12 protein-coding genes, 2 pseudogenes and 1 riboswitch are annotated in these 12,090 nt (G+C 60.2%); of the genes and pseudogenes, 3 read left to right on the top strand and 11 right to left on the bottom strand.

Going from position 1 to position 12,090, the window contains the following annotated elements; genetic code table 11:
- Positions 1 to 71 precede the first annotated feature (71 nt).
- From LL253_RS19490 to LL253_RS19460, 7 genes and pseudogenes are all read right to left on the bottom strand, one after another.
- A complete protein-coding gene (locus LL253_RS19490) occupies positions 72 to 329 on the bottom strand; it encodes an acyl-CoA thioesterase (RefSeq protein ID WP_228228183.1) in 258 nt (85 codons plus the stop codon).
- A 195-nt stretch (positions 330 to 524) separates the two neighbouring features.
- A pseudogene (locus tag LL253_RS19485) lies at positions 525 to 824 on the bottom strand (bile acid:sodium symporter); the annotation flags it as partial.
- A 207-nt stretch (positions 825 to 1,031) separates the two neighbouring features.
- Positions 1,032 to 1,124: pseudogene (gene purU, locus LL253_RS19480) on the bottom strand (formyltetrahydrofolate deformylase); the annotation flags it as partial.
- 155 nt (positions 1,125 to 1,279) lie between these two features.
- Positions 1,280 to 2,308, bottom strand: coding sequence for a methionine synthase (locus LL253_RS19475; RefSeq protein WP_228228182.1), 1,029 nt, complete (start codon positions 2,306 to 2,308; stop codon positions 1,280 to 1,282).
- 29 nt (positions 2,309 to 2,337) lie between these two features.
- Complete coding sequence (locus tag LL253_RS19470; RefSeq protein WP_228228184.1) at positions 2,338 to 3,324, bottom strand: DUF1852 domain-containing protein; 987 nt, start codon at positions 3,322 to 3,324, stop codon at positions 2,338 to 2,340.
- 313 nt (positions 3,325 to 3,637) lie between these two features.
- Positions 3,638 to 3,859: riboswitch (cobalamin riboswitch) on the bottom strand.
- Between the two features lie 153 nt (positions 3,860 to 4,012).
- Positions 4,013 to 4,174, bottom strand: coding sequence for a hypothetical protein (locus LL253_RS19465; protein WP_009822126.1), 162 nt, complete (start codon positions 4,172 to 4,174; stop codon positions 4,013 to 4,015).
- A 12-nt stretch (positions 4,175 to 4,186) separates the two neighbouring features.
- Positions 4,187 to 5,587, bottom strand: a complete 1,401-nt coding sequence (locus LL253_RS19460) for a short-chain fatty acyl-CoA regulator family protein (RefSeq protein ID WP_228228181.1) — start codon at positions 5,585 to 5,587, stop codon at positions 4,187 to 4,189.
- An 89-nt stretch (positions 5,588 to 5,676) separates the two neighbouring features.
- Here LL253_RS19460 and LL253_RS19455 point away from each other — a divergent pair, with 89 nt between their 5' ends.
- The 3 genes from LL253_RS19455 (at position 5,677) to LL253_RS20050 (ending at position 6,304) form a co-directional block, all read left to right on the top strand.
- Complete coding sequence (locus LL253_RS19455; RefSeq protein ID WP_009822128.1) at positions 5,677 to 5,832, top strand: hypothetical protein; 156 nt, start codon at positions 5,677 to 5,679, stop codon at positions 5,830 to 5,832.
- Positions 5,786 to 6,085 (top strand): hypothetical protein, encoded by a 300-nt coding sequence (locus LL253_RS19450; protein WP_228228180.1) that lies wholly within the window; start codon positions 5,786 to 5,788, stop codon positions 6,083 to 6,085. The genes LL253_RS19455 and LL253_RS19450 overlap by 47 nt, the downstream gene beginning before the upstream one ends.
- 120 nt (positions 6,086 to 6,205) lie before the next feature.
- The gene (locus LL253_RS20050) at positions 6,206 to 6,304 is read left to right on the top strand and encodes a hypothetical protein (protein WP_407696129.1); all 99 of its coding nucleotides are present in this window, start codon (positions 6,206 to 6,208) and stop codon (positions 6,302 to 6,304) included.
- Between the two features lie 136 nt (positions 6,305 to 6,440).
- On the opposite strand, the gene acnA is transcribed toward LL253_RS20050, so the two are convergent.
- The 4 genes from acnA to LL253_RS19430 form a co-directional block, all read right to left on the bottom strand.
- Entirely contained in the window at positions 6,441 to 9,119 is a 2,679-nt protein-coding gene (gene acnA / locus LL253_RS19445) for an aconitate hydratase AcnA (protein WP_228228179.1), read from the bottom strand.
- A gap of 98 nt (positions 9,120 to 9,217) precedes the next feature.
- On the bottom strand, positions 9,218 to 10,138 hold the full coding sequence (gene prpB, locus LL253_RS19440) for a methylisocitrate lyase (protein WP_228228178.1): 921 nt from the start codon (positions 10,136 to 10,138) through the stop codon (positions 9,218 to 9,220).
- A 9-nt stretch (positions 10,139 to 10,147) separates the two neighbouring features.
- On the bottom strand, positions 10,148 to 11,305 hold the full coding sequence (gene prpC, locus LL253_RS19435; protein ID WP_228228177.1) for a bifunctional 2-methylcitrate synthase/citrate synthase: 1,158 nt from the start codon (positions 11,303 to 11,305) through the stop codon (positions 10,148 to 10,150).
- 142 nt (positions 11,306 to 11,447) lie between these two features.
- A complete protein-coding gene (locus tag LL253_RS19430; RefSeq protein ID WP_228228176.1) occupies positions 11,448 to 11,753 on the bottom strand; it encodes a hypothetical protein in 306 nt (101 codons plus the stop codon).
- Positions 11,754 to 12,090 lie beyond the last annotated feature (337 nt).

Below are 12,090 nucleotides of genomic sequence, written 5' to 3'. Positions count from 1 at the left end.
GTGACACCCGAAACATAATCCGCAGACGGGTCACTTCTCGATGGAAAACCCGGGTCACTTCTCAGTGGAAATCAACACTGGCCCTTCACCGCTTGGCTGCGATGAGCGGTCGAAAGGGTTTCGCTGATCATCTCAACCTCGACGGTCATCGAGGAACGCCCGTCCCGCGTGACATAGGCGTGCAGCTCTACGAGTTGGCCGACCGAGACGGGATGGTGAAACGCGATTTGCTCGGACCGCGCCATGACCACGGCAGCGCGTGCATGATGGCTTGCCGCGATGAAGGCAGCCTTGCCCATGAGGCTCAGCGCCGTGCCCCCAAAGAGCATGCCATAGTGATTGGCCTGGGAAAGACCATTTCGCACAATCGCGTCTCCGACGCGGCAGGATGTGTTTCCAACTCTGTCATTTCCAGGGTTCCTTCGACAAGAGCGCGTGAAATCACAGCCCCTGGCCGATGACCATAGCTGAATTGGCGAACCCTGCTGGGGGCGATTCAGCAAAGTCGCGAAGATTGCGAAATCCTACCCCGCTTGTGATGTGACGGCGCTAAACTGTTGGTCGGCGTAGCGCCGCGCCAGGACCGCGCAGACCATGAGCTGGATCTGGTGAAAGAACATGAGCGGAAGGATGATGGCGCCCACCTGCGACGTGGTGAACAGGACGCCGGCCATGGGCACGCCGGAGGCGAGACTCTTCTTGGACCCGCAGAACTGAAGGACGATCCGGTCTTCTCAATTGAAGCCCAGCCAGCGCCCAAGAAAGTGGCTGAAGGAAAGGACGACCGTCAACAGCAGGCCTGACAAAAGCGCTATTACGAGCAGATAGGCCAAGCAATGATCGAACTTGGACACCAGGATCAGGACTTTGACGGGCTGACCGGTTGGCACCAGCTTCCAGTCCATGGCAAATTCATCATCGAGTTTTGCAACCCCGTCTGCCATCACCGATCGTTCGCAATCGCTTTCGAAGACGGTGCGGAGGAAGAAGCGCCCTGTTTCCCTGTCTTCAAACTGGCGCGATTCCAGAATATTGCCGCCATGCCCAAAAATGAGTCCGCTGACATGATGAACAATGCCGGGACGGTCCGGGCAATTGATCACCGGCGTGTACGATCGAGGCATTCAGCGTTCTCCGGAAGGGGAAGCGGCCAGCCTTACGTCGCGATCCATCCTGTCCTTTCACAACAGGGCTGGATCACGACGTGCTGACATTGATCGAAACGGATGGGGTTCAGGGCTTGTCGCCAAACGCCAGCGACGTCTTCTCCAACAGCGCCTCAGGCAGCGAGTTCTTGTCGGACGATTTCCGCGCCTGCGCCCAGAGCATCGAGCTTACCCCTCGCCACACGACGGGACAGTGGCGCCATGCCGCAATTGGTGCTGGGGTAGAGCTTGTCGGCATCTACGAATTGCAGTGCCTTCCTGAGGGTGTCGGCCACTTCTTCCGGCGTCTCGACAGTATCCGTCGCCACGTCGATGGCACCGATCATCACCTTTTTGCCCCTGATGAGTTCGATGAGATCCATCGGAACATGGGAATGATGGCATTCCAGCGAGATGATATTGATCCTGGACTTCTGTAGATTGGGGAAGGTTTCCTCATACTGCCGCCATTCCGATCCCAGCGTCTTCTTCCAGTCGGTATTGGCCTTGATGCCGTAGCCATAGCAGATGTGGACCGCCGTTTCGCACTTTAGCCCCTCGGCCGCCTTCTCCAGAGTAGCGATTCCCCAGTCGTTTGCCTCGTCAAAGAAGACATTGAACGCCGGCTCGTCAAACTGGATGATGTCGACGCCCGCAGCCTCCAACTCCCTCGCTTCCTGATTGAGGATCCTGGCGAATTCCCATGCCAGCTTTTCGCGGCTTTTATAGTGGGCGTCGTAGAGCGTATCGATCATCGTCATGGGGCCTGGCAGCGTCCATTTGATCGGCTGATCGGTTTGTGCTCGAAGAAACTTCGCGTCCTCGACGAAAACCGGATTGGGACGGGAGACAGCGCCAACGACCGTCGGCACGCTTGCATCATAGCGATTGCGGATTCTGACGGTTTCGCGCTTTTCAAAATCGACACCGCTCAGATGCTCGACAAACGTCGTGACGAAATGCTGGCGCGTCTGCTCGCCGTCGCCGACGATGGTGATGCCCGCCTGCCGCTGATCTTCCACGGCCAGGCGCAAGGCATCCTGCTTGCCCCCAACCAGTTCCTCGCCCTCCAGCTTCCAGGGCGACCAAAGCGTCTCGGGCTGCGCAAGCCAGGACGGCTTGGGCAAGCTGCCAGCGGTGGATGTGGGCAACAATGTTTTCATGGATTGTATGACCTTATATTCTCGAATGATCAAAGGGCGAAAGCGGCGGACCATTGCTCAAGCACGGCCCAATGGGGCTTGATGAAGCACTCCTCGGCGAACTTCCCCTGTTCGACAGCCAGCCTGCTCCGTTCCTCCCGGTCATAGACAATGCGGGTGAGCGAATAGTCCTGATACTTCAGGCTGGGCTGATAATGCTCAGCCGCCGCGGAATTGGCGTTGTAAATCTCGGGCCGATAGATTTTCTGGAACGTCTCCATCACGCTGATCGTGCTGACCAGCTCGAGACTGGAGTAGTCGCCGAGCAGTTCGCCGATATGATAGAAGGCATAGGGTGCCACACTGTTCGGTGGCATGAAGTAGCGGACCTTCATGCCCATCTTTGCGAAATATTCATCAGTCATGGATAATTTGTCGTTGCGATATTCAATCCCTAAAATGGGGTGCTCGTTCGCGGTCCGGTGATAGACCTCCTTGCTTGACACGCTCAGGCAGATGACCGGCGGCTTGCCGAAATTGTCGCGATAGGCGCGCGAATTCAGGAAATGCTTGAACAGCTTTCCATGCAGGTCACCAAAATCGTTCGGAGCGCCCGCATCGGGGTGGCTCTGCATATACGCCGGCAGAACGACGCTAAAATCATAGTCTCGCACATAAGAGGAGAAATTGTTGCCCACCATGCCGGCGATGCGTTCGCCCGTTTTGCTATCGATAATCGTCGTCTGAAGGATTTCGATCAGAGGGAAGACAGTGTCGCTGTCGTCTGAATCGATGCGCATTTCGGCGGTAATGATCTCAAGCTCGACCGCATATCGGTCGCCTTTGGGGTTGTCCCAATGCGCCAGGGAGTTGAATCGATTGTCGATCATCCGCAACGTATTGCGCAAATTCTCCCGGCGGCTCTCCCCCCTCGCCAAGTTGGCAAAGTTGGTCGTGATACGCGTATTCTCGGCAGGACGATAATTCTCGTCGAAAGCAATGCGGCTGATGCTGAACTCAAAGTCTTGGTGCGCCATGGCGTCATGTCCTAATTTCACGCTAGTCACAGGCATGCGAGGTCTCCTTCGGGCCAGCGCGTCGACCGGTCCGTCATGGTTCTGGAATTGTGTGGGATTGGGGCGCGCGCCGCGTCAGCCGAAGATCAGCACGGCACGCAGGCGCATTCGTCGAAAGACGACGGAGCGAAACAGGATTGAAGACATCGACCGATCACCTGCTTTGCCGGGCGGTAGGGTCGTAGGAAGAGCGCGCCGGACGTATAAGGCCCGGATGGCGATATGCCACGAGCCTTCTTCAAGCGCGATCCGCCGGAGGAACCCCCGTCCGAGGAACGTTATGCCGTCGAAGGCAGGTCTCCTGGCTTGCGGGTCATCGCAATGGCTCCGGCCTTCCCGAGCCTCGTGCAAAAGCTCAGTGACACAAAATGGAGCCACCACTCGCCGCTTACAGTTGCGGGGGCAGCGCCGGACTCTGCCCAAAGGGCACCACCGGCTTCCCGTCTTAGCCCCGCCGTCATGCCTGAAGCGGGGAACCTCGACAGGCTCCTTCAACAGCATCGGGAGGCTGCTGTCAAGCGACATATAAAGATTTCTTTATATGCTTCTGCTGAGGGGAGTCTTGAGCGCTCTATTTCCGGTTGGAAACGGAGCGCCTTTCAATTCGAAAGGCCGAGGCCCCAGCCTAGAGGCGGCGGCGATCTCCTGGTCAGGCCTCGGCCATTCGGTCGCCTTCCCGCCAGCGAGCCAGCATTGCGTGATCGGCAAGAATGCGCTCGGCCGCCAAAACCGAGCCGGTGGGGATCGCGTTCGGAGCGTTCAGCCATTTGAGATGGATTAGGGGCCTTGTCATCACCGTCTCAACAATCATGTAGCTTGCGAATCAGGCTGCGGGATAAGGGGCCAAGGTGCTTCGATTCTCGTCTACCGCCACCGCCCGCCCGATTGCAGGGAAGGCGCGTTGCGGACACGCTGGACGTTCACAGACCTTGCAGCCAGCTCCGATCGGCGTCGCCGCTGCTGGATCGTCCAAATCCAGTCCTCGCGAATAGATAAGCCGCGAGGCGTGACGAATGTCGCAGCCCAGTCCGACCGCAAATGTCTTGCCCGGCACATCAAAGCCTGCGTTGCCACTGCTGACCGTTCGCGCAATCCACAGGTAAGTACGGCCGTCAGGCATTTGCGCGATCTGACGGAGGACCCGGCCTGGTTGCGTGAAAGCCTCGTAGACCTTCCACAGTGGGCAGCTTCCGCCGACACGGGAGAAATGGAAATCGGTTGCCGATTGTCGTTTGGAGATATTGCCGGCACGATCGACCCGCACAAAGAAGAAGGGGATGCCACGGGCCTCGGCGCGTTGGAGCGTCGAAAGCCGATGGCAGATCGTCTCGAAGCCGACTCCGAACCGGCGCCCGAGCTTCTCAATATCATAGGCCTCGGCCTCGGCGGCAGCGAGGAAATCACCATAGGGCAGGATGAGTGCTCCCGCGAAATAGTTGGCTAGACCTACCCTAGCCAGTCTCCGCGCTTCGTCGCCCGACAGTAGGCTGTTATCGGCCAGCCGGTCGATGACGCTGCCCAGCTCCAGAAATGCCAGTTGGGTCGCCATCTGGAAGGCCTGTTGGCCCTGATGCAGGCGGGCGGAGATGTGCAATGTCCGAGTCGCAGGATCATAGCGGCGCTGAGCCGTATCGCTCTCACCCCAGACAATCTGAACGTCGTGACGGTCCTTCAGCCACGCAACGAGACCAGGGTGGACCGAGTGGGGCGCAAGGCCGGCCTCTCGATATATCCGCTCAGCTGCCTCATCTAGAGGCTCGACATGATTGTGCCGGGCATAGAAAAAGTCGCGCACTTGCTCGAAGGCCATCCGTGCCGGACCGCCGCTGATCCAATCGTCTCCCAACTGGGCAGCCATCGCTTCGCTGCGCTCGGCGGCCTCCCGATAACGGCGGTGCAGCGATATGAGCGTCCTGCCTACCGCGGGCATGTTCGTCGCCAGCTCGCGGATTTCCGCGACCGAAATCGCCTCCGCGCTATCGGACAGCGCGTCACGCAATTCGGTGATGAGGCGCGCTTCCTCATCCTCTGAAAAGAGCTGGACGTCGACGCCAAAGACCGCGTTGATTTTGAGCAGCACCGGGACGGTCAACGGCCGCTGGTTTTGTTCGAGCTGATTGAGATAGCTCGACGAGATGCCGAGCGCGTTGGCCAGGTCGACCTGCTTGAGCTTCCGTTCCTCGCGCAGCCGCCGCAGCCGCACCCCCATAAAGGCTTTCCGCATGTTCCTGCCCAATCTTCGCAAACTTTGCTAATTTGCAGCATTTCATCCGCAAATCTTCGCACATTCAGTCATTTCTAGCGTAGCAGATAATGCGGATGTTGCGAAGCCATGAAGAATTCTACGGCAAGGCAGCAATGATGAAGGGCAAGATCGCCGAGGGCGCAATCTGCTACACGGGCGACCTGTTCGATCCGGCGCGTGAAATATTCGCTGAACTATTATGCCGGCATAGCGAGCGATCTTAAGAAGGCCGGGTGCCAGGTTCTTGCGATCAAGAATATGGCTGGTCTGATACGGCCCCCAGCGGCACGAGCGTTGATCGCTGCATTGCGCGATGTCACCGACTTGCCGATCCACCTCCATACGCACGACACCTCCGGCATCGCAGGCGCGACCCTTATCGCCACCGCCGAGGCGGGCGTTGATGCGATCGATGTCGCGACGGATGACAGCCCTGCTTGGGATCGGTGGTCGAAGCGCTGCGCTACACAACCGTGACACCGGTCTCGACGCCGAGGCAATCCGGCGGATCAGCTTCTATTGGGAGGGTGTTCGCGGGCTCTATGCGCCGTTCGAGAGCGATCTGCGCTCAGGCGCGTCGGCGGTCATCTCCATGAAATGCCTGGCGGTCGGTTCACGAACCTGAAGGAACAGGCCCGCTCGCTGGGCCTCGCCAGCCGCTGGCACGAAGTGGAGCGCCTATCGCGAAGCCAATGATCTGTTCGGCGATATCGTCAAAGTCATGCCCTCCTCGGGCGACAGCATCGAGGCAGAGGATCTGCTGCTCGTCTTGGAATGAGGGTTGCCAGCATCTGCACCAGCAGCAAAAGACTTCGCCGCTTCCGCGATCACACTATGCCGCGAGGTTTCTCAGCACATAGGGCAGGATACCACCATTCTGGAAATAGGCGAGTTCCTCGGCGGTGTCGATCCGACATAATGTTTGGAGCCGGAAGGATAATCCGTCCGACCATCGGCCTTCGACCATGACGGTCTGGCGCGGTTGCAGGTCCGACAGGCCGGTAATAGTGAACTGTTCGTTTCCTTTCAGCCAGTAAGTATGGCGATTGACGCCCTCGGCGAACTGAAGCGGCAGCACACCCATCCCGACGAGATTGGAACGGTGGATACGCTCGAAGCTCTCCGCGATAACCGCGCGCACACCTAGCAGGGCCGTGCCCTTGGCCGCCCAGTCGCGCGAGGAGCCGGTGCCATATTCCTTGCCAGCGAGGATAATGAGAGGCGTTCCCGCCGCCTTGTGCCGCATGGCTGCTTCGTAGATCGGGAGCGTCTCGCCGTCGAACAGCGTGTTGCCGCCTTCTGCACCGCCCATCATCTCATTGCGGATGCGGATATTGGCGAAGGTGCCGCGCATCATGATTTCATGATTGCCCCGGCGGCAGCCATAGCTGTTGAAATCGGCAGGCTGCACCTGTCGTTCGATGAGCCATTGCCCGGCCGGCGAAGCCGGTTTGATCGAGCCGGCCGGCGAGATGTGGTCGGTCGTGATGGAATCGCCGAAGATGGCGAGCGTGCGGGCCTCGACGATATCAGCGACCGGCGCGGCCTCGCGTTCCAGTCCATCGAAGAAGGGCGGATTGGCGACATAGGTCGATGCAGTCGGCCAGTCATAGGTGTCGCCCTGCTTCACCTCGAGCGCCTTCCAGCGATCGTCGCCCGCATAGACATTGGCATAGCGGCGGGCGAACATCTCGGCGTCGATGGCCGAGGACATAGTGGCCTGCACTTCCGCATTGGTCGGCCAGACATCTTTCAAATAGACGGGCTGCCCGTCCGCGCCTGTGCCAAGCGGCCCGGTCGCGATATCGCGCGAGACGGTGCCGAGCAGCGAATAGGCGACGACGAGCGGCGGCGAAGCCAGATAATTGGCGCGCACGTCGGGTGAAATCCGTCCCTCGAAGTTCCGGTTGCCGGACAGGACCGCCGCTGTCACGAGGCCATTGTCGTTGATCGTCTGGGAGACGGCAGGATCGAGCGAACCCGAATTGCCGATGCAGATCATACAGCCATAACCGGTCAGATTGAAGCCGAGCGCATCGAAATCCTCCTGGAGACCGGATCGCACCAGATAGTCAGTAACGACTTGGCTGCCGGGCGACAGCGTCGTGCGAACCCACGGCTTGGGTGTGAGGCCAAGCGCGCGCGCCTTGCGCGCCACCAGTCCAGCGGCGACAAGGACGGAGGGATTGGACGTATTGGTGCAGCTCGTGATCGCCGCGATCGCGATATCGCCATGGCCGATACTGAAATCTTTCTGATCCACAGCGACCCGTCGGTCCAGCTCGTCGCCTTTGCCATATCCAGCAGCCAGCTCGGTCCGAAAGCCTTCCGCGGCCTGGGTCAGCAATACCCGGTCCTGCGGACGACGGGGTCCGGCCACCGACGGCAATACGGTCGCGAGATCGAGTTCAAGCGTCTCGGTAAATACCGGGTCGGGCGTCGTGGCATCCCGCCACATGCCCTGCGCCTTGGCAAAGGCCTCCACGAGCGCGATGCGATCTTCGCTGCGGCCGGTGAGACGGAGATAGGTGATCGTGGCGTCATCGACCGGGAAGAAGCCGCATGTGGCGCCATATTCGGGTGTCATGTTGGCGATCGTGGCACGATCGGCGAGCGGCAGGGCGTCGAGCCCCGGCCCATAAAATTCGACGAAGCGGCCGACCACGCCGTGCGCGCGGAGCATCTGGGTCACTGTCAGGACGAGATCGGTGGCTGTCACGCCTTCGGTCAACGTGCCGGACAGCCGGAAGCCGACGACATCGGGGATCAGCATCGATACCGGCTGGCCGAGCATAGCCGCTTCGGCTTCGATCCCGCCCACACCCCATCCCATGACGCCGAGGCCGCTGACCATCGTGGTATGGCTGTCCGTGCCGACGCAGGTGTCGGGATAGGCGACCGTGACGCCTTTCGCATCCGTACTGGTCCAGATAGTCTGGGCGATATGCTCCAGATTGACCTGATGACAGATGCCGGTGCCGGGCGGCACAACCTTCAGATTGTCGAGTGTCCTCGCACCCCATTTGAGGAAGGCGTAGCGTTCGGAATTGCGCTCATATTCGATCTCGACATTGCGCTCGAACGCATGGCTGCTGCTGGCCTCGTCTGCCATGACGCTATGGTCGATGACGAGATGGATCGGCACTTGCGGATTGATGCGTGATGCATCCGCGCCCCAACGGTTCATCGTGTCGCGCATCGCGGCCAGATCGACGATGCAGGGAACGCCGGTGAAGTCCTGCATCAGGACGCGGGCGGGCCGGTACTGGATTTCGCGATCCGACCGTCGATCCTTCTGCCAGTCGACCAGTGCGCGAATGTCATCGACTGTCACGCTGGCGCCGTCCTCGAAACGCAGGAGATTTTCGAGCAGAACCTTCAGGCTGAAAGGCAGGCGGCTCACGTCGCCGAATTTCGCGGCCACCTTGGGCAGACTATAATAGGCAAATGTCTCCCCGTTGACGGTGAGCCGGTCGCGCGTGCCGAGGCTGTCACTGCCTGTCGCTGTCATCGAATATCTTTCTCTTGCTTGTGCGGCGCGTGTCGGCCTCCCCGACGCGCGCGAGCGCGGGAAGGCCAGCGGTCACCGGTCATCGACAGAATGTCGGCTCAGGTCTGAGGAATGCCTTCCGGCACGATCGTCTTCACGATCGACGCATCGAGTTCCTCGAAAGCGTGGAGCCCGATGGTGTCGTACAACTCCTGGCGGGTCTGCATGCGCTCGACCTGGTTGTGCGTTCCGCCGTCGCGCTTGATGGCGGCATAGAGTTCGGCCTGCGCCTTGTTGGCGACACGCAGGGACGAGACGGGCCAGATCACCATCTTGTAACCCATCTGCTCGAACTCGGTCGCCGTGTAGAAAGGCGTCTTGCCGAACTCCGTCATGTTGGCGAGGAGCGGCACGCCGGGCAGATCTTGCGCGAACTTCTCGAACATATCGCGCGTGATCAACGCTTCGGGGAAGATCGCATCGGCCCCTGCCTCGACATACAGCTTCGCGCGCGCAACTGCGGCATCATAGCCCTCGACCGCAGCCGCATCGGTCCGCGCAACGATGACGATATCGCGACTCGCCTTCTTGGCTGCCGCCACCTTGGCCGCCATGTCATGCGGCGGAACAAGGTTCTTGCCGTTCAGATGGCCGCACTTCTTGGGCAGGATCTGATCTTCAAGATGCACGGCTCCCGCGCCCGCTTCCTCGAAGGTGCGGACCATGTGCATGACATTCAGTGCCTCGCCATAGCCGGTGTCGCCATCGACCAGGAGCGGCAGGCCGGAGGCGCGCACGATCTGGCGGATAAAGAAGGCGACTTCGTCCACAGTGATGATGCCGAGGTCGGGCAGGCCCATCGATGCGGTCATCGCCGCACCCGAAAGGTAGAGTCCCTCAAACCCCGCCTGCTTTCCCTGGATCGCTGCCTGGCCGTTATGCGCGCCGGGAAGCTGGTAGATGCCCGGACGGGCGAGCGCTTCGCGGAAACGCTGACCGGCGCTGGTGTTGGGAAGTTCGTCTGCAATCAGATAGGGCATGATGCCTCCTTAAGCGTGCGCTTCGCTACGTTCGGCGAGCGGCACGAATTCGAGATTTTCCGGGCCAGTATAATTGGCCGAGGGCCGGATGATCTTGTTGTCGACGCGCTGCTCGATCACATGCGCCGCCCAGCCGCTGGTGCGCGCGATCACGAAGAGCGGCGTGAACATCGCCGTCGGCACGCCCATGAGGTTGTAGGACACCGCCGAGAACCAGTCGAGGTTCGGGAACATGGTCTTGGCGTCCCACATCACGCTCTCGATCCGCTCCGCCACCGCGAACTGGCGCTGCGCACCGGCTTCGTCGGCCAGGCTCTTGGCAACACGCTTGATAACGACATTGCGCGGATCGGAGATGGTGTAGACCGGATGGCCGAAGCCGATCACGACCTCCTTGGCCTCGACACGGCGACGGATGTCGGCTTCCGCCTCGTCAGGCGTCGCGTAGCGCTTCTGGATCTCATAGGCGACCTCGTTCGCGCCGCCATGCTTGGGACCGCGCAGCGCGCCGATGGCGCCGGCGATCGCCGAATACATGTCCGAACCGGTGCCGGCGATGACGCGCGCGGCAAAGGTCGAGGCGTTGAATTCATGCTCGGCATAGAGGATCAGCGAGGTGTGCATGGCACGCACCCAGCTCGCCGATGACGCCTTGCCATGAAGGAGGTGGAGGAAATGGCCGCCAATGCTGTCGTCGTCGGTCTCCACCTCGATGCGGCGGCCATGATGGGCGAAGTGATACCAGTAGAGCAGGACCGAACCGAGTGACGCCATGAGCCGATCGGCGATATCGCGCGCGTCGGGCAAGTTGTGGTCGTGCGTCTCGGGCAGGACACAACCGAGGGCGGAAACGCCTGAGCGCATCACATCCATCGGATGGGCGGCCGCCGGGATCGCCTCCAGCGCGCTCTTCACCGAATGCGGCAGGCCGCGCAGTCCCTTGAGCTTTGCCTTATAGGAGATGAGCTGCGACGGCGTCGGCAGTTCGCCATGCACCAGTAGATGCGCGATCTCCTCAAACTCCGCAGATTCTGCAATGTCGAGAATGTCATAGCCGCGATAATGCAGGTCGTTGCCCGACTTGCCCACGGTGCAAAGCGCGGTGTTGCCGGCTGCAACACCGGACAAGGCCACCGATTTCTTCGGCTTGAATGCTACTTCGGCCATAAATTCCTCTTGCGTCAAATAATACCGGCCGAAGCGGCGAGGCTCGGACAGTTGGTCAGTGGAAGGAAAAGGCAGCGGGCGAGCGCCGAAGGGCGAACTGCGCCATCAGGCTGACGCGGGGACGTGCGGATCGCCAGGATCGTCATGCCCGATATTCCCGCTGGCCCGTCAATGTCGTGAAGGTGAAGCGCCCGGTCGCTGCCGTCGTGCGACCGCCGTCTTCCCGTGCGCCGGTCGCAAAGACTGAGACGATGATCGCCTGCTGGTCTGCGGATAGAGACCACGCCTCTATCTCGACATCGGGAGGGGAAAAGCCTTCGTTGATCTGCAGGCCGTCGCATTTCGCGAAGCGAATGGCCCCCGGCAGATGCAACGACGCTCGGTCGGCCGCAGCGGTCACCATGGCGTCCAGCAGGTCGAGGCCTTTTTCGGGTCGATTTGAAAGCATCTGCGCATTATCCGCATGCGCGAAGCGCGGAAAACGGCTGAAAAGGCGAAGATTTGCGGACGCAAATCTGCAAATCCGCGAACTTTGCGAAACAGTGCCTGTCTGAGATTGGCGTTCCGGTTTTTGTCAAATCAGATGGCTACGCAGTCCTACTCCCCTTGGCTCGGAAACGTTGGCCATAACTCGGGCGGTCGCCACTCTAAGATAGGTGCGAGAAGGTAATGTGATGTTATGGCTGCGCAATGTCGCCTTTAGGGGAAAGAGGTGGCCTGGCAAAACTAAACATTGAGATAAGTGGATTTTCTGCCTGACGGTGGCCAGTATGGCTGCGAGACAG

It is taken from the genome of Sphingobium soli, from assembly GCF_020782245.1.
GTDB classification, from domain to species: domain Bacteria; phylum Pseudomonadota; class Alphaproteobacteria; order Sphingomonadales; family Sphingomonadaceae; genus Sphingobium; species Sphingobium soli.
Note: the sequence above shows the minus strand (reverse complement) of the source record. Positions and strands in the feature narration are given on the sequence as shown.

Coding starts and splice junctions, on each gene's coding strand:
- LL253_RS19490 (WP_228228183.1), bottom strand. CDS start 329: ATGCTCTTTGGGGGCACGGCGCTGAGCCTCATGGGCAAGGCTGCCTTC.
- LL253_RS19475 (WP_228228182.1), bottom strand. CDS start 2,308: ATGAAAACATTGTTGCCCACATCCACCGCTGGCAGCTTGCCCAAGCCG.
- LL253_RS19470 (WP_228228184.1), bottom strand. CDS start 3,324: ATGGCGCACCAAGACTTTGAGTTCAGCATCAGCCGCATTGCTTTCGAC.
- LL253_RS19465 (WP_009822126.1), bottom strand. CDS start 4,174: ATGATTGTTGAGACGGTGATGACAAGGCCCCTAATCCATCTCAAATGG.
- LL253_RS19460 (WP_228228181.1), bottom strand. CDS start 5,587: ATGCGGAAAGCCTTTATGGGGGTGCGGCTGCGGCGGCTGCGCGAGGAA.
- LL253_RS19455 (WP_009822128.1), top strand. CDS start 5,677: ATGCGGATGTTGCGAAGCCATGAAGAATTCTACGGCAAGGCAGCAATG.
- LL253_RS20050 (WP_407696129.1), top strand. CDS start 6,206: ATGCCTGGCGGTCGGTTCACGAACCTGAAGGAACAGGCCCGCTCGCTG.
- acnA (WP_228228179.1), bottom strand. CDS start 9,119: ATGACAGCGACAGGCAGTGACAGCCTCGGCACGCGCGACCGGCTCACC.
- prpB (WP_228228178.1), bottom strand. CDS start 10,138: ATGCCCTATCTGATTGCAGACGAACTTCCCAACACCAGCGCCGGTCAG.
- prpC (WP_228228177.1), bottom strand. CDS start 11,305: ATGGCCGAAGTAGCATTCAAGCCGAAGAAATCGGTGGCCTTGTCCGGT.
- LL253_RS19430 (WP_228228176.1), bottom strand. CDS start 11,753: ATGCTTTCAAATCGACCCGAAAAAGGCCTCGACCTGCTGGACGCCATG.